We start from the raw sequence: 21,620 nt of genomic DNA on the forward strand, positions 1-21,620 counted from the left end.
GCTACTCGTGCCCTCCGCGGGCTGTACTCGTAGATTCGGGTAAAGCCCGCGCGGGTGCGGGACGGGACCGATGCTTACGGGGGACGAAGCGTGGCAGTACAACCGGCGGACAGAACCATGCGGACAGAACGCCCGGGGTTCCTGCTGGACCTCATCACGGGTGCGGACACTGACCTGGGTTCGGTGCAGCGGCTGGCGGAGGCCGGCGCGCTGGCCCTCGCAGGGTCCGCGGACTGCGCTGCCCTGCTGATCCGGCCCGGCGGCCCGCCCGTCATTGCCGGCAACAGCATTGCCGCCGAGGCCCTGGCCACCTCTGAGGACCGGAACGGAGACGGGCCCCTGACCCACGCCGTCAGCACATCCGAGCTGGTGAAGGTGGACCGCACCACCTCAACCAGGTGGCAGGCATACCGACGGCGGCTCTCGGCTTCCGGATTCGGCGCGGCGCTGGCTCTTCCGCTGGACCTGGAGGACCGCACGTCCTGCGCGCTGCTGTTCCTTGTCCGCGGCACCACCGGGCTGACACCGGACCTGGTGGCCGAGGCCCGGTGGTTCGCGGAAGTGGCGGCCCAGAGCATGAAGCTGGCGCTCGAGGTGCGCAGCGTCCGGTCCGCCGGGGACAACCTGAAGACCGTCCTGGAGAGCCGCACCTCCATCGATGTGGCGTGCGGCGTGATCATGGCCCAGAACAGCTGCACGTATGCCGAGGCGTTCAGCAGGCTGGCGGGCGCCTCACGCCAGCGGAACCTGAAAGTACGCAGCGTTGCCGAGAATGTGGTGAAGTCACTGGCCGCCGGGTCACCGGCAGCCCGGCCCGATCCGCCGGCTCCGGCGTAGCCTACCCCGCAGGCGCGCTGTCCGGTGAAAACGTGTGGGCCCACTGGGTGGTGGCCCCGGCCGCCAGCGAGTACTTGGGCAGGGCACGCGCGGAAACAGTGACGGTGCCGGAGCCCGGATACTCGCCGGCTTTCACGACTGCCCCGTCCCGCACGTATTCCACGCCCTTGGAGGCCGGAACGGTGAAGGTGTCCTTCCTGGTGCCGTCCTTGTCCGTGAACGTCACCGCTTTGGGCAGCACAACGCCGGCCGGCAAATCTTCAGTGGAGAGGTCCAGGGCCTCGGCGGCGTCCACCAGTCCATGGCCGCAGCCTTCGGGGCAGCCACCTGCCAGGGGCCGGGCCGTGGCTTCGAGCCGCTTTTCCACCATCTCGGGCGTGTAGCTCCTGCCCACCTCGGACATCAGCAGGGCGGCGATCCCGGAAACGTGGGGGGCGGCCATGGACGTGCCCTGCATAAAGGCGTAGGCCTCGGGCCCGGGAGTCGTGGCGCCAAAGTTGGAGGTGGAGAGGATGCCTTCAGTGAACTGGCTGGTGATGTCACCGCCCGGAGCCGTCACGTCGACGTCGTCCCCGTAGTTGGAGTAGGAGGCACGGGCGCCGGTGCGTCCGGAGGCAGCCACTGTAATGACCTTTTTGCAGTTCGCCGGACTCATGCCGGAGGCCGGGCGGTTCGAGTTTCCGGCGGCCACCACCACGGCTGCGCCAGCCTCATGGGCGAGGTTGATGGCGTTCTGCAGCATGGGTGAGCAGGGGCCGTCGCCGCCCACGCTGAGGTTGATCACGCGGGCGGGGTTGGGGTTGACCGGCAGGCCGGGCACCTGGCCGCCGGCGGCCCAGATGATGGAATCGGCCACGTCCGACTCGTAGCCGCCGCAGGCCCCGAGGGCGCGGACGGGAAGCAGCCGGGCTTCGGGCGCAACCCCTGCGACGCCGTCGTTGTTGTTGGCCACCGCGGCGATCGTCCCCGCCACGTGGGTCCCGTGCCAGGAGGACATGCCGCTCTCCCCGCCAACGCCGCACAGCTCCCCGGCGAACCAGTCGCCCTCGTCCTGCGGGTTGGCGTCACGCCCGTCGCCGTCCCGCGCGTTGGGGGCGTCAACGATCATGTCGTAGCCGGGCAGCACCCTGGTATTCAGTTCGGAGTGGCTGGTGATTCCGGTGTCCACGACTGCCACCACCGTCCCCTCGCCGCGGTTCACGTCCCAGGCAACGGGGAGCCGGATGCCGGCGGCCTCGTCCCAGAGGTTCCACTGCACCGCGTACCAGGGGTCGTTGGGGGCCTCGGCAGTGGGGTACATGATGATGTCCGGCTCGGCATAGGCCACCCCCGGGGACGACCGCAGTGCCGCCAGGAAGGCCTCGGCCTCAGCGCCAGGGAGGGGGCGGCTGGTTTTCACCACCTGCGCACCGGCGGACATGCCCTTGACGTTTTGGGCGGCGATGCCCATCCGGCCCGCGGCCATCCGCGCGGCCTCTGAGGTTGCCGCGGCCTCGGACCCGATGCCGGGACCGCCCTGGATCCCCACAATGAACTGGTCCGTGGCGGGGGACGCAGCGGGCGCCGCCCGAGTCGGGGTTGGCCGGATGCTGTCCAGTTCGCCGTCGGCCTGGGCAGGGAGTGCCAGGGCGGTGTTGGCCAGGACAGCAGCCACAGCGATGGCGACGGCGGTGCGGGGGCTTGAGCGGTGGGTCATTGGCGGGCATCCTTCAAGGACAGGCGCCTAGCGCTGGGTGCCGGCGCGCGGACAGACTCACCCCCGCCCCGATTCTAGCCACAAGCACGGGAGGGAAGAAGGGGCAGCGGCAAATATTCAGGACGCCTGCAGTCGGGCTGTTGATGACCCGGCGGGATGTCCTCCGGCGACGAGGGCGGCGCCCGCCATTTCCACGGGTCCGCACGGGTGCCGTAACCTTGGAGGGATTCCTGCTTCGCCGGCGGACACACACCTGGGAGGGTTCTGTCCGGGCACCAGGGCAGGCATCCGTTTCCCATCGGTCTCACATAAGGCGCAGTCGTGAACACTACTTCTCCCCAGGGGAGCACCCTTGGCCCGCTCGAGGACCTGGGCTGGACCGCTCTTTCCATCAGCGTGGCCCTGGTCCTGCTGCCCGCGATCGGCCTGAAGGCACTGAGCCAGTCCTTCTTCCCGAAGACTCCCAAAGCTGAAGAACGCCACTACCTGATCCAGTAATGCCCCGCCAGCACGCCAGCAGCACCAGACATTTTGCGGCGCTCTCCGCCGCGGCGGCCGCGCTGCTCGCCCTTGCAGGCTGCGCTCCCGCCTCAAGCCCGGCACCGGGGACCGACGGCACTGGCACTGGCAGCGCCCACAGTACGCTTCCCGGTTCCCACGTGCACGGCATCGCCGTCAGCGGCGAAACCAGCCAGGTGCTCCTGGCCACGCACGACGGCCTTTTCGACGTCACCACCACACCGGCCGCCAAAATCGGCGGCACCAACGACCTCATGGGCTTCACCCCCGGCCCCTCCGACGGTGTCTTCTACGCCTCCGGCCACCCCGGCCCGGGCTCGGACCTGCCCAACCCGCTGGGCCTGCTGAGATCGTCCGACGGCGGCAAGACCTGGGAGCAGCTCTCACGGCAGGGCGAATCCGACTTCCACGCGCTGACCGCCACCCAGGCGGGAATCGTGGCCTTCGACGGCGCCTTGCGGACCAGCCCGGACGGCAAGGCCTGGAGTACGGTCGCCGCAGATTTCGCCCCGGCCGTCCTCGCCGGCCACCCGGACAGCACCACCGTCCTGGCCACCACCCAGGACGGCATCCAGCGCTCAACGGACTCCGGCAGTACCTGGACGCCGCTGGAGAACGGCCCGGTGATCCAGTTCGCGGCGTTCGCCCACCCCGCGGAAGCCGTGGGTGTAGAGCCGGACGGCACTGTCCACTACTCCCCAGACGCCGGCCAGACGTGGACCGAACAGGGCCGCATCGGCGCCGAAGTCATGGCAATCGCCGCCCTCAAGGGCGAGGACGGCCGGCCCTGGATCTGGGCCGCCACGGCGGACGGGGTCATGGTGTCCACGGACGGTGGCATGACTTTCCGGCCCGCAGACGCGGACTGAGCAAACGCGGACTGAGCAGACGCCTGCGGCCTTCCGCCTAGTGGCGCGCCCTGAACCGGATCAGTCCCGCCGCCAGGAGGCCCACTCCGCCAAGAGAGGCCAGCATCCCGCCAAGGGCTGCAACGTATTCGGTGATGGTCATTGTCTCCACTCCCCTTCCCTACTGCCTGGGTGCCAAAACTACGCCCGGAGGCTCAGGATTGGGCGAAGGATCGCCCGCGTGTTTGGTCAAGATCTGTGCAGTTCCCTGCCACGGACACCCGGCGGGAATGCACGACGGCGGCGCTCGCCGCCGTCGTACCTCTCACCTGATGTTCACCTGCCGTTGGCTTTCGCTTGGTATGCAGGACGCGTGGCCTCCTCCCTTCCGTCCCGTCCCCGCTGTGAAGCCGTCCGCGCCCACGCTGGGTGACCTCGGTTTCGAGGCGGTGGTCCTGAGCGGCAACACGCCGTCGGGAGAGATCGAGGCGCTGTTCCGGGAGGACCGCGGGCTCCGGGCCGTGGTGGTGGAGGTCCGGGGGAACCTCATCCTGCTGACGCGGGACCAGCTTGACCACCAGATGACCGGGCGGCTGGGCTACGGGCGGGCGCTGAGCGCCCGCATGACGGCGGAGGCGCTGGTGCCCTGTACCACGTTCAGCCTGCCGCCGTCCCTGGACCTCCGGGCGGCCGCCGCCGCGCTGCTGGACCGGCCTGAGGAAAGCAGGTACCAGGATGTGCTCGTCGTTCCCGCCTCGGGCACCCCGCGAGTGGTGCCCGTCTCGCAGGTCCTGGAGGGCCTTTCGGATGAGTTCCGGCATGCCGCGCTCCATGATCCGCTGACCGGCCTGGCCAACAGGCTGGGGCTGGAAGAGTCCGGACAGGCCCTGCTGGCCGGCTCCGGCTCTGCCCGGACGGCGGCGCTCTACGTGGACCTGGACGATTTCAAGGTCATCAATAACACGTTCGGGCACAGGGCCGGTGACAGTGTGCTCACCGCCTTCGCGGCCCGGCTTCAGGCGTGCACCCGGCCGGCGGACAGGGTGGCCCGGCTGGGCGGGGACGAGTTCGCCGTGCTGCTGGCCGACGTCGATGAAACCGGTGCCCGCGCCCTTGCCGAGCGGATCCTCCGCGTCCTGGATGAGCCCTTCGTCCATGACGGCCACGTGCTCCAGGTCTCCGCCACACTGGGGCTGGCCATGGCCGGCGACGTCGCGGCAGGCGATTCTGGGGCAGGCAGCAGCGGGGCAGGTCAGGTGTGGGCCGGCGGCGCCCCCGGGGCACAGCTCGAAGACCTGCTGCGCCAGGCGGACGCGGCGATGCTGCAGGCCAAACACGAAGGCAAGCGCAGGCTGGGCCGCATCGATCCCTCCCGGCCGGAAAGCCGCTTCGCCCGCCAGGCCCTCATCCGCCGTCGGCTGCCCCACGCCCTCGGCAGTGCAGCGTTCAGCCTCCACTACCAGCCGCTGATGGACATTTCCACCGGAGAATGCCCTGCGGTGGAGGCGCTGCTGCGCTGGCACGACCCTGAACTGGGCGCCGTCTCCCCCACCGAGTTCATCCATGTGGCCGAGCACACCGGCATGATTCACGCGGTGGGCCAGTGGGTCATCGATCAGGCCTGCGCGCAGGCCCGGCTGTGGGCGGATGCCGGCACGCCGCGGGCCATTTCGGTGAATATTTCGCCGCTGCAGCTGGCCGCCGGAAACCTGGCCGCGGTCATCCACGGATCCCTGCAACGGCACGGGGTGCCGCCTTCGCTGTTGAACGTCGAGCTCACGGAGAGCGCCGCCATCGTGGATCTTTCGTCCGCGGCGGCCCAGCTGCGCACGCTGATCGGGGCGGGCATTGGAGTGGCCCTGGACGACTACGGAACGGCGTATTCGTCCCTGTCACTGCTCCGGGAGCTTCCCCTCACCGGGCTGAAGCTGGACAAGTCGTTCATCGACACCATCGATACCGATCCCACCTCGGCCGTGCTGGTGGCCAACGTCATGGCGTCCGCCAGGGCCCTGGGCCTCCGAACCACCGCCGAGGGCGTGGAGCGGGAAACGCAGCTGGCAGTCCTGCGCGGGCTGGGCTGCGACACCGCCCAGGGGTACCTCATCGCGCGGCCGCTGCCCCCGGCTGAGCTCGATATGCTCAGCCGGCGGCGAGTGCCATAATGCCGCGGCCAGGCTCGTGAACGCTCAAGGCCCCTTTACCGGGGCTGTACTGGCGGTTTGAACCGGGAGGGAAGGGCTGCCACATGGTCAATGGTGGTATCCAGGACGCGCGAGACACAGCACTGTGAGCAGTAGACGGCCACGGCAAACGAGCCCGCTTTCCCCCCAACGCCAGGGAACTCGACCATCAGATGCAGGTCGGTATCGCACGTTGCGCACCAGGGGCGCTTTCCGCGCGGCTGGTGGACATGCCGGGGCACATAACTGGTGGCGGTGGGTGAGGTCACAGCCTCAGGCCGCGGCATGCGAACTGGCGTCCCTGGGCAAGCGGTAGAGGGTGCTGCTGCCATGATGGCTCTTCTCAACGAGGTGCAAACAAAAAGGAGTCGGGACAATCGTGCGCAGCACCGGCAAGGTGAAGCGCCCGGGTCCTGGGATGGTGTGAGCGGCCATGGCGGCCCTGCAAACACTGATCCCTCTACTGAAACCATGTTGACAAATTCTCTACACTGTAGACTTTATGCGTAGACTAGATAATAAGCAAGCTGAGGAATCGTCCATCCAGGGACCGCCCGGCGCCGATGGAAGGGATCTATCATGGCCGACAGTGCCGGCAGTCAAGCGGGTTCCCGGAAAGCGCCCCTGAGCAGGGAGCTTGTCCTCTCCACCGCCCTTGCACTGGTTGACGCTGAAGGACTCGATGCCCTGACCATGCGGCGCCTGGGGCAGGAGCTGGACCGGGACCCCATGAGCCTGTACCGCTACGCGGCCAACCGCGCAGCCCTGCTGGATGGTGTTTCCGAACTGGTCCTGGATGAGCTGGCGATCTTCCCTGACGATCCCGACTGGCAGTCGCAGCTCCGCAAGATCGCCCATGACCTGCGGCTGCTGGCGCTGCGGCACCCCAACGTGGTGCCGCTGCTGGTCACCCGGCCGCTTTCCACTCCCTTGGGGCTGCGCCCGCTGGGAACCCTCCGCCCGCTGGAGCAGATCCTCGCCCTGCTGATCGAGGCCGGCTTCACTCCGGCTGTGGCCCTGCACGTCTACCGCGCCTACTACGGCTTCCTGTACGGCCATATCCTGAACGAGCTCCAGGAGTACATCGTTGACCCGGACGAGAATGAGGCCATCCTCCGCCTTGGCCTGCACCGCCTGCCGGCGAAAAGCTTTCCGCACCTCCGGGCGCTCGGCCCCGTCCTGGCGGACTACGACGGCGCGGCCGAGCTGGACCAGGGCCTCGCCATCCTGCTCTCCGGACTGGCCGGCCAGCTCTCCGCGGGGCAAAGGGAAAGCCCCTCCTAGGAGGGGCCTTCAACGTAGTGGTCAATTGTCTTTCGGTCTAGGTCAGCGGTGATGCACTCCCCCTTCCCGGACGCCCCCTGGCGCCCATCCGGACTATGACAAGAACTGACTTTAGTAACTGGATTCCGTCACGTAAAGGGGTCCGGGCCAAGTAAATTTCCTGACCCGTCCACCGGTCCTGTCATGCCTGGTCAGCGGCGGGCACGCGGCCGGCGGCCACAAGTTCACGCCCTCGTTCCGCGGTGGGTTCGGCGGCGCGTTCCGCGGAGCGTCCGGGAGAAGAAGGCACGACGGCGGGCTCCAGCCTTGCGTTGGCCCAGCGGCGGACGGGCGTTTCCACCAGGCGGTGGGACGCGCAGGTTAGCAGCACGGTCAGGGCCGCGGCCAGCGCCACCCGGAGCCACAGCGAGGGAACCAGCGGCATCAGCAGCAGGTACACCGGCAGGTGCCAGAGGTAGATGGCGTAGGACAGGTCCCGCCCCGGCCCGGCAAGCCACGGGTGGCTGAGCACCCGGCCCGCAAACCCGGCCGGCTGCAGGACGAGCGATCCGATCAGCACCGCGGACAGCAGGGACAGCACCGTAGGCCCGGCGGTCCAGAAGGCGCTGAACCAGAGGCCGGGGGTGTCCGGCTCCTTCAGCAGGAACACGGCGGCCAGGAGGGCGGTTCCGGCAAGCGGCCCGGCCCAGCGCGCTGCGTTCCGGAGGGATTCGTGGGACCGGGATCCGTGGGTGACGGTGGTGAAGACGAGGGCAAGGGTGCACCCGATCAGCAGCTCGTCGGCCCGGGTGTCCGGGCCGTTGTAGAGGCGGTTCAGCGGAGCCCCGAGCAGCACCAGGACGAACCGTTCCAGCAGGAATGCCGCGGCCAGCCCGGCCGTGATCCGGGCGACCGTCCGCACCTTCCAGAACCGCAGCAGCACCAGCAGGAGCAGCGGCCACACCAGGTAGAACTGCTCCTCCACGGCGAGGGTCCAGGCGGGGCCGAGGGTTTCGCCGGAGATGGACTCGCTGAACAGCCCGATCCGCGCCAGGTTCATCACGTAGCCGACGGCCGGGAGGACATAGCTTTCCTGGCCGGCCCACTTGGACGCCGGGAACACCAGTCCCACTGTCACGATCACGCCGCACAGCGCCAGCAGCGCGGGCCACAGCCTGGCCAGCCGCTTGGCGTAGAAGATGCCCAGCCGCAGCCGGCCCGTGGCCAGGTACTCCTTCATGATCAGCAGGGTGATCACAAAGCCGCTGAGCGTAAAGAACACGTCCACGCCGATGGATCCGCCCGGGACCAGCTCGGTGACGGTATGGAAGAAGAAGACCCCCGCCACGGCGATGGTCCGGAGCCCGTCCAGGGCGTGCTTCCGCCCGGAGATGAGCCCGCCGCCGGGCGCGGACGGGCGTTCCGGAGCTGACAAATTTCCACTGCTTGACCTAAAAACCACCCGTCCAGCATATATAACGTTTCGGTAACTGCGCTGGGCGGAAGCTGGACGCAGGCTCCATGCACCCACGGCAAACGCGAACGACGGCGGCGCGTGCCGCCGTCGTACGCCTCACCTGTGGCGAGTGGCCGGGGCCAGTTACCGGTTGACATACTCCCCGTCGCAGGCGGCCCTTTCGGCGGCACTGCCGAGCACGTAGATGTCATGGTTGTCCCCCGGGACGCCCTGATGGACCAGCACGTGGAGGGGATGGGTGCGGCCGTCCGTTTGCGGGATATCAACGGGAACATCATCGTGGCCGGAACGCCACCTTCAGTCAATGGGCAGCCGCGGCATCATCCGAGGTCAGCGGCCCCGGGCGCCATCAGGAGTGCGCCCCGCCAGATGGCAAGGCCGCCAGCCTAGCGGCGGGTGATGCGTTCCACGATCTCGTGGGCGATGGCGTAGACCTTCCTGTTGTATCCTGGCTTTGCTGGCTCATCAGTTCGTAGGCCTCGTCGGCGGTGATGCCCAGGCGTCCCATCAGGATTCCCGTGGCCTGTTCGATGACGGCCCGGTTGAGAGCGGACGCAGCCACGGCCTCGGTTGCGAGCTGGTGGCGGTCGGAATGGATGGACTGGGTGAGGTCAACCACCACGCCCCACACGCCCACAGGCGCACCACCCTCGAGGATGTAGTCCGCGGAGAAAAGCAGCTTGTGCTGGCGGTCCTTGCGGTCGCGGACGGACACATAGATGGACGACGGTCCGCCGACCGCTGCAACCCGGTCCCAGTAGGCCTGGACCGCGGGCCGGTCTTCAGGCTCGATGTGGGCGAAAGCCATGTCCATGGAAGGGACAACGTCGCCCCGTTCGTATCCATAGATGCGGTACAAGCCGTCCGACCAGTGGAAGATGCCCTCTGCGAAGTAGTACTCGACAAGTCCCGTGGGAATCTCAATGATGTTGTCAACGGATTTTCGTGTGCCGTTCGGGCGTCCCGGCCGGTTGGTGGCCAGGACACCCCGGGGGTCTTAGGTGGTCCAGACAGGGTAAGGTTTCCGGTCCTCTTCGGGCAGTCCGGCGGCCGTGGCGGGTAGGCTGTCGGGGCCGTCGGACTGACCGGAGGCCCAGTGGAAAAACACCTCAGCGGTGATCGCTGCGAAGCAGGCTTCCTGGGAACGGAACCAGTGCGTGGAGGTGTCCCCTTCGACGTAGGTGCCGTAGCCAAACAGTTCCCCGCTCCCGTCGCGGATGCGTGCGACGGTGAAGATGATGTAGGGCCAGGATCCGGCGTCCCAGCCTTCATTGCCCCAGTTCGGCAGGACCGACCAGGCGGTGCCTTCGAGGGTGTCCATCCAGTCGTATCCGTCCCCTGCCCGGTCGTCGGCGGGAAGGGCCGGGGCGGTCACCGGTTCGGCGGTGTCGGTCGTGACCGTGCGGGTCATGGTTTCTGTGCTCATGAGGTGATGCTCCGTTTCACTGGGGCGGGGCGGCTGCCTGGAGTACCGGCTTCCCTCTCCCCCACCATCTTTTGCCTGCTGGCGGAGCATCGCGTAGCTGTGCCCGACGGAACCGGGCAACCCGAAGGGCTAGCAACGGATGGATTGGGTGAGGAAATAAGCGCAGCGCCGAACCCAAGACAGCCGTGGCGCGGCCGTCCGCAGGACGGTTGAGCCGGTGGAGCGGGCACGTAGGATCCAACGGACAGCAGCAAAAAGAAAAAATGCTTGTGCTGTCCGAGCGCAGCGAGGTCCTTTTCCTCCCCGCCGCCGCCCAGCGTCCGACGTCTCCGTAGGGGTTAAAGTCGAGCGATTCACGCAGTCTGAGGGCTTTCGGCGCGGGGACCAGGCACCGGGGTGCAGGTCGCTTGAAGGTGAGGGCCGGAACAAGGCCTCAACCGCCCGGCTGTAGATACTCAACAAAATCCTGTCCTGATCAGGAAACTAGCCTCGGTTCTACGGCATACCCGCAACCAAGCAGCGCAAAGGACGATCAATGACGATTCCGGCACATCCGGCGATTACCCGGTACGAGATTCTCGAAACAGCCAGTGAGCAGGTCCTTGAAGAAGGACGCGGGCTGACGCAGGAGCAACTGCTGGAGGTGCTGCGCCTGCCCGATGAAGCCCTTCCGGCGGCGCTGCAGCTGGCCCACGAGGTGCGGCTGAGGCACTGCGGTGAAGACGTCGAGGTCGAAGGCATCATCTCAATCAAGACCGGCGGGTGCCCCGAGGACTGCCATTTCTGCAGCCAGTCGGGGCTCTTCGATTCCCCCGTCCGGGGCGTGTGGCTGGACATTCCCGAACTGGTCAAGGCGGCAAAAGAAACGGCCGCGACCGGTGCCACCGAATTCTGCATCGTGGCCGCCGTCCGTGGACCCGACATCAAACTGATGAACCAGATCAAGTTCGCGATAGACCGTATCAACGAAGCCGTGGAGATCAACATCGCCTGCTCCCTGGGCATGCTGACCCAGCACCAGGTGGACCAGCTCGCCGCCTGGGGGGTGCACCGCTACAACCACAACCTGGAAACAGCACGCAGCTACTTCCCGCAAGTAGTCACCACCCACAGCTACGAAGAACGCCTCGAGACCTGCGCCATGGTCAAGGCGGCCGGCATGGAGCTGTGCTGCGGCGCCCTGATCGGCATGGGCGAATCCCTGGAGCAGCGTGCCGAACTTGCTGCCCAGCTCGCCGCGCTCGAACCCCACGAGGTCCCGCTGAACTTCCTGAACCCTCGCCCCGGGACTCCCCTGGAAAACCAGGGGATCATGGACGGCAAAGACGCCCTCCGCGCCATTGCTGCGTTCCGGCTGGCCATGCCCCGGACCGTGCTCCGCTACGCCGGCGGCCGCGAACTGACCCTCGGTGACCTCGGAACCAGGGATGGCCTGCTCGGCGGCATCAACGCCGTCATCGTCGGGAACTACCTGACCACCCTGGGTCGGCCCGCCGACGCGGACCTGAACCTGCTGGTCGAGCTGAACATGCCCATCAAGGAATTCCAGAAATCACTATGAAAACGGTCCCGGCTGCCGGGGGCGCGAACGGCTCGAGCAACGGCCCATTCTGCGGACACTGCGGGGGCCCCGACGGCGGCGGTCTCCCCGCGTCGGACGAGCACCGGCGCTGCGTCGAACTACTGACGCTGGAACCGCCACGCTACTGCGCCAACTGCAGGAGACGGATGAAGGTCCAGGTCACGCCGGCCGGCTGGAGCGCAGAATGTTCCCGCCACGGGGTGCTCATCCGATGACACAGGTATCGGCTCCGATGAGCCTGATCCAGCGGGACCGCGCACGCCTGTGGCACCCGTACGCCCCCGCGTCCCCCAGCCTCCCGTTGTGGGAGGTCGAGGCGGCCGACGGTGTGCGGTTGCGGCTCCGCAGCGAAGACGGCACACGCCATGAGGTCGTTGATGCCATGTCCTCGTGGTGGTCGGCGATCCATGGCTACCGCCACCCTGTACTGGACGCGGCCGGGAAGCGGCAACTCGATGATTTCAGCCATGTGATGTTCGGCGGACTCACCCATGCCCCGGCGGTGGAACTGGCCGAGCGGCTGGTGGATATGGCCCCTTCCGCACCAGGACGGTCACGGTTGGACCGGGTGTTCCTCGCGGACTCGGGTTCGGTATCGGTGGAGGTTGCACTGAAGCTGGGGGTGCAATTCCAGACCGCGTCCGGCCACCCCCGGCGGCAGCGGTTCCTGAGCATCCGCGGCGGATATCACGGTGACACCTTTGCGGCAATGGGGGTTTGTGACCCCGTGGACGGGATGCACGCCGCTTTCCCCGGTCTGCTGGCCGGCAACGTGTTTGCTCCCCGCCCCCCGGCCGCGGCGTCCGCAACCCCGGAAACGGTGCAGGCGTGGGCAGCCGAACTCCAGGCCACCGCGGCTGCGCATTCCGGGGAGCTGGCCGCGCTCATCGTCGAGCCGGTCCTCCAGGGCGCAGGTGGCATGTACCCCTACCCGGCCGAGTGCCTCACCGCGTTGCGGCAGGTGGCGGACCGGTACGGGCTGCTGCTCATTTTTGACGAGATCGCGACCGGGTTCGGCCGCACCGGCGAGCTGTTCGCCGCCGGTCATGCCGGTGTGGTCCCGGACATCATGTGCGTGGGCAAGGCCCTGACCGGCGGGTACCTCACCCTCGCCGCGATGCTCTGCACGGACGAGATTGCGTCAACGGTTTCCGGCGGGCAGGCAGGGGCACTCCTGCACGGCCCGACCTTCATGGGCAACCCGCTGGCGTGTGCGGTAGCCAACGCCAGCCTGAGCATCATCGACGGCGGCGGCTGGCAGACCGACGTCGCCCGGATCGGGGCGGGCCTGGCGTCGGGGCTGGCCCCCGCCCGGGGACTTGAGTCCGTGGCGGATGTCCGCACCGTCGGGGCCGTCGGCGTCATTGAGCTGCACGACCCCGTCGATGTCACGGCGGTCACGGCCGCGGCCATCCGGCACGGGGTCTGGGTGCGGCCGTTCCGGAACCTCGTCTACACGATGCCCCCGTACATCAGCACCGCGGCAGACATCGAACAGATCACCGCAGGCATGACAGCGGCCGTCGCCGAAGTCCATCAACGCGGCCCGGAACGCTCCGGAGTCCCAGCATGAGCACCTCGATGACCCAATGGCTCGAGCAGCAAGCCTCCGTCCGGGACCGCCGTGGTTTGGTCCGCCGCCCGCTCCCCCGCAACGCGGACGAACAGCTCATCGACCTGGCCAGCAACGACTATCTGGGCCTCGCAACGGATCCGCGGCTTGCCGAGGCCGCCGCGGCAGCCGTTTCATCGTGGGGTGCGGGAGCCACGTCCTCGCGGCTGGTTGCCGGAACCACCCGGCTGCATCTGGACCTCGAGCAGGAACTGGCCACGCTGGCCGGTATGGAGACGGCACTGGTGTTTTCCTCCGGCTATCTGGCGAACATGGGTGTGATCACTGCACTCGGCGGTCCGGGGACCCTGATTGTCGCGGATGAACACTGCCATGCCTCGATGATCGACGGATTTCGGCTCAGCCGCTCCCGCACCGAATCGTTCACCCACAACAGCGTGGAGGACGCCGGCCGGCTGCTCGCGGACCGGCTGGAGCCGCGCGCACTCATCGCCGTTGAATCCCTCTACAGCGTCCTTGGTGACGAAGCCCCGCTCGCTGGTCTGCTGGCCCTGGCCGGGCAGTACGACGCGGCGCTTCTGATCGACGAGGCCCATAGTCTAGGTGTCACCGGTGCCGGCGCCTTTCAGGGCCGCGGCTCGGTGGCCGGGACGGCCCTTGCCGGGCATCCGAACGTGATCGTGACCGCGACGCTGTCCAAGGCCCTGGGCAGCCAGGGCGGGGCGGTCCTGGGATCCGCGTTGCTGCGGGAACACCTCGTCAACCGTGCCCGAAGCTTCATCTTCGACACCGGCCTGGCGCCGGCCTCTGCAGCGGCGGCCCTCGCCGGGGTGCGGATCATCCGGGATGAACCTTGGCGGGCCGGATCCGTCCGAAGCAATGCTGCGGCCCTGGCCGCCGGACTCGCCCCGGCCCTTGCAGCCCGCGGCGCTGAGGTCGAGCACGGGGCGGGGGCGGTCCAGTCCATTCCTATGCCGTCGGCCGAATCGGCCCTGGCAGCCACCGGGGCCGCGCGCACCGCCGGCGTTCGGATCGGCTGCTTCCGCCCCCCGTCCGTTCCGGACGGGATTTCCCGGCTGCGGCTCACCGCCCGGGCCACCCTTACACCTAAGGAAATCGAAGACAGCTGCGCCGTACTGCGCAGCATTTTGGAGGAACTTCCATGAACCTGCCCGGCATCATCATGATCACCGGAACGGACACCGGCGTCGGCAAGACCATCACAACGGCGGCCCTCGCCGCCGCCCTCCACGAACAAGGGCGCAGCGTCGCGGTCTACAAGCCCTGCCAGTCAGGAGCCGCCGTCGGCGATTCCGACACAGCCGAAATCATCCGGCTCGCCGGCGACGTGACAGCAGAAACCGGGGTGGTTCTCCAGGAGCCATTGGCGCCCGTCGCGGCAGCCGCCATCGATAAAACACCCCTGCCCCCGGTGGCTGCGCACGCCGGGAGGGTCCGCGAGCTGGCCGCCTCCCACGACCACGTCCTGGTCGAGGGCGCAGGCGGCCTGCTGGTGGACCTGGATTCCGACGGCTGCACCCTCGCGGACCTCGGCTCACTCCTGGCAGCGGCATTCGTGGTCGTCGCGCGGCCGGACCTTGGCACCCTGAACCACACCGCTCTGACTCTCGAAGCGCTGCAAACACGGGACCTGCAGGTCCTCGGCGTAGTGCTGGGAAGCTGGCCAGGCAACCCAGGCGTCGTACACCACACCAACCGACAGGTGCTCGGATCCCTGCGGGTGCGTTTTCTCGGCGCCCTCCCTGGGCATGCCTCCGAACTGTCCCCGCCCGCTTTCCGTACCGAAGCAGCCGCCTGGCTGAACGGTCTACCCGCATGAACCCGACCCCAACGACCACCGGACCCGCGCAGCCGCTGGCAGAAAGCCCGGGACAGTGGCAGAGCTCTGAGCAGCCGCGCTGCCCGTACATGGTGGTGCGTGACCCGGATATGGTCCGCGAAGTGCTGCACCGACCGGATGTTTTCAGCCCCGCGAACGCCCTCGTCGCGGTCACGCCCCTGGCTGGGCCTGCCCTGCGCGTGCTGCAGCGTGTTCGCTTTGCGTTGCCTCCCGTGCTCGCCAGCAACGACACCGACACGCACGCCGGGATCCGTAAGATCGTGGCAGGGTTTTTCACGCCCGCCACGGTCGCGGCCATGGAGCCGCGGATCCGGGAACTGGCACAGGAAGCGGCACGGAATGCCGCAGACCAGCTCGTGAGGTCCGGGCCTGTGGACCTCGTCCAGACGGTGGCGGCGTTCCCCCCGGCAATTGTCATGCTCGAACTCCTCGGGCTGCCCGTACGGGACCTTGCAGACCTCAAACGCTGGAGTCTTGACTCCATGGAGCTGTTCTGGGGCTGGCCCGACGAAGCCCGGCAACTCGAACTCGCCCACAGCGCGGCGGAATTCTACCTCTGGCTGCGCAAACTCGTCGCAGAATCCCTGACGGCACCGGGATGCAACCTCTTCAAATCCCTCGCCGAACACGGCCTGTCAACCCCCGAAATCTGCTCGCTCGGCTATTTTCTGCTCATCGCCGGACAGGAAACAACCACCCAGCTGATTAGCACCACCCTGTTCCGACTCCTTGAAGAATCCAACCCAGTGGACTGGAAGGACGCCGCATCCGGGGAAGGCTCCAGGAGCGCGGTCCGACACGTGCTCGCCACTGAATCATCAGTCCCCACCTGGCGCCGTGTCGCCGCACACGATACCAACATCGCCGGCTCGCAGATTTCGGCGGGCACCGAAATCGTCCTCGAACTGAGCGGCAACCACACCACGAGACCAGCCCAAACCCGAGGTTCCTCGCCCCGAACGCAAGAGGCCCAGCACAAACCACCCACCACATACGGCCTGGTTTTTGGCTCGGGGATCCACCGCTGCCTCGGTGCCAAACTCGCAGAACTCGAGGCCGCCATCATTGTCCAGGAAACCGCCATATCACTTCCGCGAATACAGCTCCGGGACGTGAATCCAGACTGGATCCGGCTCCTGTCATTCCAAGCCCCCCGGACAGTTGTCGTGGCAGCCCAGCCACTCGGACCGCACTGACTTTGCTCAGAGGACCGAAATCGGCGGAATTCAAAGGTCCTACCGCCAGCGACGTAACCAAACACCAGGGACCGGCTGCGTGCGCAGCCCTCAACAGCACGGGCCCGGATTTCAAGGCCAACGCGCGGAATTAGTGCCCAGTCAGCCACCCGGATTCGGCCCCCAGGGATCGCGGGACCTGGGCAGCTCAGGCAGCCAGGCGGGCTGCCCGAGCCGGGACCGGCGTGTAGGTGGTGCCGTCGCGGAGCATGGCCCAAAGGACGTTCAGGCGGCGCCGGGCCAGGGAGAGCATGGCCTGGATATGGGTTTTGCCTTCGGCGCGTTTTCGGTCGTAGTAGGTCCGTGAGGCGGGGCAGCTTTTCAGGGCTGATAGCCCGGAGAGGTAGAAGACCCGGAGGAGTCTGCGATCGTAGCGGCGGGGGCGGTGGTGGTTTCCGGTGATCCGGCCGGAGTCCCGGGGCGCGGGGGCGAGTCCGGCGACGCCGGCGAACCGGTCCGCGGTTTCAAAGACCGTAAGGTCCCCGCCGGTGGCGCCAAGTAACTCAGCGGCCAGGACGGGTCCGAAACCGGGCATGCTGAGCAGGGACGGGGTGTGCCGGTGTTCGCTGACTTTCTCGCTGATTAGCGCGTCCAGCTCGGCCAGTTCCTTGTCCAGGGTGATGATTTCCTGTGCGAGGGCGGCGACTATCTGTTCTCCAAGGTGTTGGGCCGGGACGGTGGTGTGCTGGGATTTCGCGGCGTCGACGGCGGCCTGGGCGACCGCGGCGGAGGAGCGGGTGCCGTGTTTCTTCAGCCAGGCGTGGATCCTGGTCTGGCCGGTGCGGCGGATCCCGTCCGGGGTCCGGTGTTTGGTCAGCAGGGTCAGGGCCGCTTTGGAGCGGCTGTAGTCAAAGGCCCGCTCCAAGGCCGGGAAGTATTCGAGCAGTTGGGCCTGCAGGCGGTTGATCGCCCGGACCCGGTCCGCGGATTTGTCGGCCCGGCGGGCGGTGAGGAGCCGCAGCCCTGTGCAGATCTCATCCCCGGCCCGCAGCGGCTGCAGGTCGCGGCGCATCCGGGCCTGGTCGGCGATCACGGCGGCGTCTTTCGCGTCCGTTTTGCCCTCGCCGCGGTAGAGCTTGGAGGCGTGGTGGACGATCCGGCCCGGGATGTAGAGGATGGTCTGGCCGTGGGCGACGAGGATGGCGATCAGCAGCGCCGGCCCGCCGTGGTTCAGGTCCGTTGCCCAGATGACCTCGTCCCCGTCCCCGAGTTTCAAGACGTTGACGATGAGCTCGAGCAGGGCTGGTTCGTCGTTGGGAACTCGTTGGGAGAGCAGCCGGTTTCCGGCGGCGTCGATCACAACGCAGTGATGATGGGCTTTGCCGGCATCGATACCGGCCCACAATTTCGTCAAAACAGCCTCCAGTCTGTCGGATGGGTCGAACCCGGCAGATAACCGCGCCGTCGTGTCCTTATCCGGCGATTCAAGTCGCGTCTCTCAATCAGCGGTCGGGTCATCGCGGGGCGCCGGGCGGCCAATCCTACGAAGCCGTCACGACCTGGATCGTCCGGACCACAGCAACAAAGCCATACCCGCCTCCCCCGGGTAGCCACGACCCTACAACGGCCACGGAACCACCCGTCAACACCATAAGGACAGTCAAGGAAGTCTTCGTGGGGGATTTTTGCTGACGAAAGTGCGGGAGAGTTATTGCTGGATGTCACTGCGGCCATTCGGTGTGCTCTGTCCTGGCTTCCCCGGCCCGGATTCTTTACGGATGAGAACATCCTAAACGAGGGAACACTCCGCCCCGGCAGCCGCAGCATCATCCGAGGTCAGCCGCTGGTCCGCGCAGAACCCGCCTACCGCGTCAGGGCGAAGGCGGCCACCGCCAGGACCACCAGGACGAAGACCACGAGGACAGCCAGCCGCCGGCTGCCCTTCGCGGGCCCCGGTCCTCTTCTGCGGCCATGCTTCCGGCCCATTGCATCTGCCATGCGCCGACTCTACGGAGCCCCGTACGCAGGCGCCCGCGTATTCCCTACTTGTCCCCTGAGAGTCCACTACTGGCTTTCGCGGGCCGGCACCAAGGCCGCCTGCGGATACCCGCAGACTTCCAATGAGTGGTTTCCCTCGGCGACCGGCGTTCGTATGATTCATCCATGCACGTCCGGCTCAGGAACGTACAGGTGGTAGCCCAGCTCTCCTTCCAGCAGGAACGGTGATGATGCTCAAGAAGACCGAAACGCAGGCACTCACGGACGTGGTGGACCGGCTCGCCGCGCACTTCCCCGGCCAGCCGCGTTCCGTCATCGAGGACGTGGTTGCCCACGAACACAGCCTTTTTGATGAAGGCCGCGTCCGGGACTACATCCCCATCCTGGTTGAACGCGCCGCGAAGCTCCGGCTGGCCCGCCAGCACCTTCTGGTCCCCGGCACCGTGGGTGCAGTAACGGCGCAGTAACGCGCAGCGGGGTCCACTGGGTCTGCCGGAAGAGCTTTCGAGGGAGCGGAGCGCAGACATGGGATGGAGCGGCTGGTTCAATCTGGGTGGCCCTGCGGGTGGGTTCAACGGGGGCCCTGCCACCATCTCCCGCAACAAGGACGTCTGCAACATCTACGTCCGCGGGAACGACAACGCCCTGTGGCAGCGTGCCTGGTTTTCCAACAGCTGGCACCCCTGGGGCCGGCACAACGACGGCGGTGTCCTGGCTTCGCGGCCTGCGCTGGGTTCCATGGGCCCGGACCATGAGCACGTGTTCGTGCGCGGCACGGACAACAACGTGTGGCAGAAGTACTGGACGCGGACCGGCGGCTGGAGCGGCTGGTTCAACATCGGCGCCCCGGCCGGCGGCTTCAGCGGCGGCCCCGCCACCATCTACCGGAACAAGGACGTCTGCAACGTCTACGTCCGCGGGAACGACGGCGCCCTGTGGCAGCGCGCCTGGTTCGCCAACAGCTGGCACCCCTGGGCGCGGCACAACGACGGCGGCGTCCTGGCTTCGGAGCCCGCGCTGGGTTCCATGGGCCCTGACCATGAGCACATCTTTGTCCGGGGAACGGACAACAACGTCTGGCAGAAGTACTGGACAGCGGCCGGCGGGTGGAAGGGCTGGTTCAACATCGGTGCCCCGGCCGGGGGCTTCAGCGGAGGGCCTGCCACGATCTCCCGGAACAAGGACGTCTGCAACGTCTACGTCCGCGGGAATGACGGCGCCCTCTGGCAGCGCGCCTGGTACAACAACAGCTGGCACCCCTGGGGCCGGCACAACGACGGCGGCGTCCTGGCTTCGGAGCCCGCGCTTGGGTCCATGGGACCAAACCATGAACACGTCTTCGTACGCGGGACGGACAGCAACGTCTGGCAGAAGTACTGGGTCCACGAGGTGGAACCGGCCGGCGAGGTGTCCTTCGGGGTAAGCGAATGCGTCTACAGCTGGACGGCGGGCTACCACCAGTCCGGAACCCGGGTCACGGTGCGGATCCAGCTGAACCCGGACGCGGGCATCAGCACCGCCACGATGGACAGCCTGAGGACCACCTGGCGGAACGGCATCATCAACAAATGGTCGGACCGGTTCAGCTGCCAGGCCCCCAACGGCGGCCGCCAGTCCATCACCTTCGACGTCCAGTGGGTCAGTTCAGGAGCCCACCACGTGGTCCGCGTCCAGCCGGGGCCTGCCCGGTCCAACATGCGGCTGTGGGACACCAGCGACACCGGCGATGTTGCCTCCCACGAGTTCGGGCACATGCTGGGGCATCCGGACGAATACGCGGACGCCGCCTGCCCCGCCAGGAGTCCCGTGGACACGGGCACCGTCATGGCGGACAACACCGAGACGGTGGCCCGCCACTACAACCGGATCACCGGTTTCCACGGTTCCGGCCACAACCCCGCTGCCGGCGCATCGGAGCCGCCCGAGGTCCCCGAGGAGGCCGCCATGACGCTGAAGAACATCGACAACCTCAGGCCGGAACCGCGCGCCGCCGTCCTGCAGCGGCTGCGCGGCATGGCCGGCGTCGGTGCGGCGCCGGAACGTGCGGCGGACACCGAAGTCTCGTTCGAGGTCAGCGGCGGCGCGCCGGGTGAACGCTACGTGTACCGGCTGGCCGTCCACGGGGATGGGGCCGCCCAGCGGAGCGTGGTGGACGAGCTGCAGCACGCCGGGGATGACGAGACCTCCCACGCCGTGGACCGGCAGCTGGCGGGCCGGGTGTTCCAGGCCGCGGCGGACGCGGGCCTGCTCAATGACAGCGCCCCGGCGGTGCCCCAGCAGCAGGTGGACGGCGAGGTCCTGCCGGACAGCATGGTTGCGGTCATCACCGTCCGCGACGGCGACGCCGTCCGCCGGGTGGCCGTCCCTGCGGACGAGCCCGCCTACGCCGGGGCAAGCCTCCCCGGCGAGCCCGCGGACATCCCCCTGCGGACCCAGGTCCAGCTACCGGCAGATTCGGTCACGGCGCTGCGCCCGGTCCTGGAGGCGCTGGGGGCGGTAGAAGCGGCGCTGTAGGGGGTACGGGCGCGTACAAGGAATACGGACGACGGCGGCGCGGGGCCGCCGTCGTCCGGCTGGGCTGAAGGATCAGCGCACTTTTAGGCGAGCAGGGCGCAGATGTCCGTTACCTCTCCGGTTCCGCTGAACACCCTCTCTTCAGATCCATCTTCTTTGAGGGCAAAGGTGAAGTTGCCTTCGAGCAGGAAGATTCCCGGTTTCTCTGATTTTGCTTCCCGTGCATTGAGCACAACATTCAGTCCGGTCACCTTTACTTCGGTGGTGCCATCAGCCTGCAGTTCGGCATGGGTGCTGCCCGTGATGAGGAAGGTTGCTTCCTCCCCCGTTTTGAGATTGGTAATGGTTACTTTCTGGCCAGGAGAGGCAATAAACACCCGGTCGCCGGGAAGCTCAATGAGTTTTGACTTACCGGTGACCACAAGCTGTACCGGGTAGCTGCAGAGCTGCTTCGGCTTGAACGTTATATCCAGGAGGACATCCTCGCTGGGTGGAGCAGCAACCGCGGGTGTGGCGCTGGCGAAGAAGGCCAAAAACAGGGCGCACAAGACCATCAGTTTCTTCATCAGAGACTGATGTGGGCGCGCAGGGGCACAAATAGTCAATGGGCCTGCGCGCTGTGGAACTTGCTAAATACTCGGCATTGAATGTTCAGCAGTCGGCATCAT

Annotated in this window: 20 protein-coding genes; 13 read left to right on the top strand and 7 right to left on the bottom strand. The window is 67.4% G+C overall.

The features are described 5' to 3' along the window. Positions 1–90: 90 nt before the first annotated feature. Positions 91–837 (top strand): ANTAR domain-containing protein, encoded by a 747-nt coding sequence (locus AC4BCK_RS15450; protein ID WP_490566096.1) that lies wholly within the window; start codon positions 91–93, stop codon positions 835–837. 1 nt (position 838) lies between these two features. On the opposite strand, the gene AC4BCK_RS15455 is transcribed toward AC4BCK_RS15450, so the two are convergent. Beyond that, positions 839–2,533 (bottom strand): S8 family peptidase, encoded by a 1,695-nt coding sequence (locus tag AC4BCK_RS15455; protein WP_490566097.1) that lies wholly within the window; start codon positions 2,531–2,533, stop codon positions 839–841. Between the two features lie 321 nt (positions 2,534–2,854). Here AC4BCK_RS15455 and AC4BCK_RS15460 point away from each other — a divergent pair, with 321 nt between their 5' ends. The 4 genes from AC4BCK_RS15460 to AC4BCK_RS15475 all read left to right on the top strand — a co-directional run bounded on the left by AC4BCK_RS15460 (position 2,855) and on the right by AC4BCK_RS15475 (position 7,367). Next, positions 2,855–3,031 (top strand): hypothetical protein, encoded by a 177-nt coding sequence (locus AC4BCK_RS15460; RefSeq protein WP_363954584.1) that lies wholly within the window; start codon positions 2,855–2,857, stop codon positions 3,029–3,031. Then, the gene (locus AC4BCK_RS15465; RefSeq protein WP_490566098.1) at positions 3,031–3,921 is read left to right on the top strand and encodes a F510_1955 family glycosylhydrolase; all 891 of its coding nucleotides are present in this window, start codon (positions 3,031–3,033) and stop codon (positions 3,919–3,921) included. Before AC4BCK_RS15460 ends, AC4BCK_RS15465 begins: the two co-directional genes overlap by 1 nt. Positions 3,922–4,304: 383 nt before the next feature. Continuing rightward, a complete protein-coding gene (locus AC4BCK_RS15470; RefSeq protein WP_490566099.1) occupies positions 4,305–6,065 on the top strand; it encodes a putative bifunctional diguanylate cyclase/phosphodiesterase in 1,761 nt (586 codons plus the stop codon). Positions 6,066–6,662: 597 nt separating this feature from the next. Next, positions 6,663–7,367 carry a TetR/AcrR family transcriptional regulator C-terminal domain-containing protein gene (locus tag AC4BCK_RS15475; protein ID WP_174180632.1) on the top strand — a complete coding sequence of 235 codons (705 nt, stop codon included), beginning with the start codon at positions 6,663–6,665 and terminating at the stop codon, positions 7,365–7,367. 181 nt (positions 7,368–7,548) lie between these two features. Here the strand turns inward: AC4BCK_RS15475 and AC4BCK_RS15480 are convergent, their stop codons facing one another. The 3 genes from AC4BCK_RS15480 to AC4BCK_RS15490 all read right to left on the bottom strand — a co-directional run bounded on the left by AC4BCK_RS15480 (position 7,549) and on the right by AC4BCK_RS15490 (position 10,249). Then, on the bottom strand, positions 7,549–8,781 hold the full coding sequence (locus AC4BCK_RS15480) for an acyltransferase family protein (RefSeq protein ID WP_490566100.1): 1,233 nt from the start codon (positions 8,779–8,781) through the stop codon (positions 7,549–7,551). A gap of 391 nt (positions 8,782–9,172) precedes the next feature. Then, positions 9,173–9,682 (bottom strand): ANTAR domain-containing protein, encoded by a 510-nt coding sequence (locus tag AC4BCK_RS15485; protein WP_490566101.1) that lies wholly within the window; start codon positions 9,680–9,682, stop codon positions 9,173–9,175. Positions 9,683–9,820: 138 nt separating this feature from the next. Further along, positions 9,821–10,249, bottom strand: coding sequence for a hypothetical protein (locus tag AC4BCK_RS15490; protein WP_490566102.1), 429 nt, complete (start codon positions 10,247–10,249; stop codon positions 9,821–9,823). A 535-nt stretch (positions 10,250–10,784) separates the two neighbouring features. On the opposite strand from AC4BCK_RS15490, the gene bioB reads away from it, so the two are divergent. From bioB to AC4BCK_RS15520, 6 genes are read left to right on the top strand one after another with little or no spacing between them, the layout of a single operon-like run. After that, positions 10,785–11,810, top strand: a complete 1,026-nt coding sequence (gene bioB, locus AC4BCK_RS15495; RefSeq protein WP_188572736.1) for a biotin synthase BioB — start codon at positions 10,785–10,787, stop codon at positions 11,808–11,810. Continuing rightward, the gene (gene bsaP, locus AC4BCK_RS15500) at positions 11,807–12,046 is read left to right on the top strand and encodes a biotin synthase auxiliary protein BsaP (RefSeq protein WP_442863723.1); all 240 of its coding nucleotides are present in this window, start codon (positions 11,807–11,809) and stop codon (positions 12,044–12,046) included. The genes bioB and bsaP overlap by 4 nt, the downstream gene beginning before the upstream one ends. A gap of 17 nt (positions 12,047–12,063) precedes the next feature. Continuing rightward, positions 12,064–13,404 (top strand): adenosylmethionine--8-amino-7-oxononanoate transaminase, encoded by a 1,341-nt coding sequence (locus tag AC4BCK_RS15505; protein WP_490566103.1) that lies wholly within the window; start codon positions 12,064–12,066, stop codon positions 13,402–13,404. Positions 13,405–13,412: 8 nt separating this feature from the next. Next, complete coding sequence (locus AC4BCK_RS15510) at positions 13,413–14,570, top strand: 8-amino-7-oxononanoate synthase (RefSeq protein ID WP_188572788.1); 1,158 nt, start codon at positions 13,413–13,415, stop codon at positions 14,568–14,570. Beyond that, positions 14,567–15,244: a dethiobiotin synthase gene (gene bioD, locus AC4BCK_RS15515; protein WP_490566104.1), complete on the top strand. Its 678-nt coding sequence runs from the start codon at positions 14,567–14,569 to the stop codon at positions 15,242–15,244. The genes AC4BCK_RS15510 and bioD overlap by 4 nt, the downstream gene beginning before the upstream one ends. After that, on the top strand, positions 15,241–16,461 hold the full coding sequence (locus AC4BCK_RS15520) for a cytochrome P450 family protein (RefSeq protein ID WP_336886857.1): 1,221 nt from the start codon (positions 15,241–15,243) through the stop codon (positions 16,459–16,461). The genes bioD and AC4BCK_RS15520 overlap by 4 nt, the downstream gene beginning before the upstream one ends. Before the next feature lie 187 nt (positions 16,462–16,648). Here the strand turns inward: AC4BCK_RS15520 and AC4BCK_RS15525 are convergent, their stop codons facing one another. Together AC4BCK_RS15525 and AC4BCK_RS15530 are read right to left on the bottom strand one after the other, a co-directional pair. Beyond that, a complete protein-coding gene (locus AC4BCK_RS15525; protein ID WP_306971277.1) occupies positions 16,649–17,854 on the bottom strand; it encodes an IS110 family RNA-guided transposase in 1,206 nt (401 codons plus the stop codon). Between the two features lie 449 nt (positions 17,855–18,303). Continuing rightward, entirely contained in the window at positions 18,304–18,438 is a 135-nt protein-coding gene (locus AC4BCK_RS15530; RefSeq protein ID WP_363940270.1) for a hypothetical protein, read from the bottom strand. 227 nt (positions 18,439–18,665) lie between these two features. Here AC4BCK_RS15530 and AC4BCK_RS15535 point away from each other — a divergent pair, with 227 nt between their 5' ends. Together AC4BCK_RS15535 and AC4BCK_RS15540 are read left to right on the top strand one after the other, a co-directional pair. Then, positions 18,666–18,905, top strand: coding sequence for a three-helix bundle dimerization domain-containing protein (locus AC4BCK_RS15535; RefSeq protein ID WP_251423136.1), 240 nt, complete (start codon positions 18,666–18,668; stop codon positions 18,903–18,905). A 58-nt stretch (positions 18,906–18,963) separates the two neighbouring features. Then, positions 18,964–20,952, top strand: coding sequence for a PLL family lectin (locus tag AC4BCK_RS15540; RefSeq protein WP_490566105.1), 1,989 nt, complete (start codon positions 18,964–18,966; stop codon positions 20,950–20,952). Between the two features lie 83 nt (positions 20,953–21,035). Here AC4BCK_RS15540 and AC4BCK_RS15545 read toward each other — a convergent pair whose 3' ends face one another. Further along, positions 21,036–21,518 (bottom strand): hypothetical protein, encoded by a 483-nt coding sequence (locus AC4BCK_RS15545; RefSeq protein WP_490566106.1) that lies wholly within the window; start codon positions 21,516–21,518, stop codon positions 21,036–21,038. Positions 21,519–21,620 lie beyond the last annotated feature (102 nt).

It is taken from the genome of Pseudarthrobacter sp. As-47 (genome assembly GCF_058215595.1).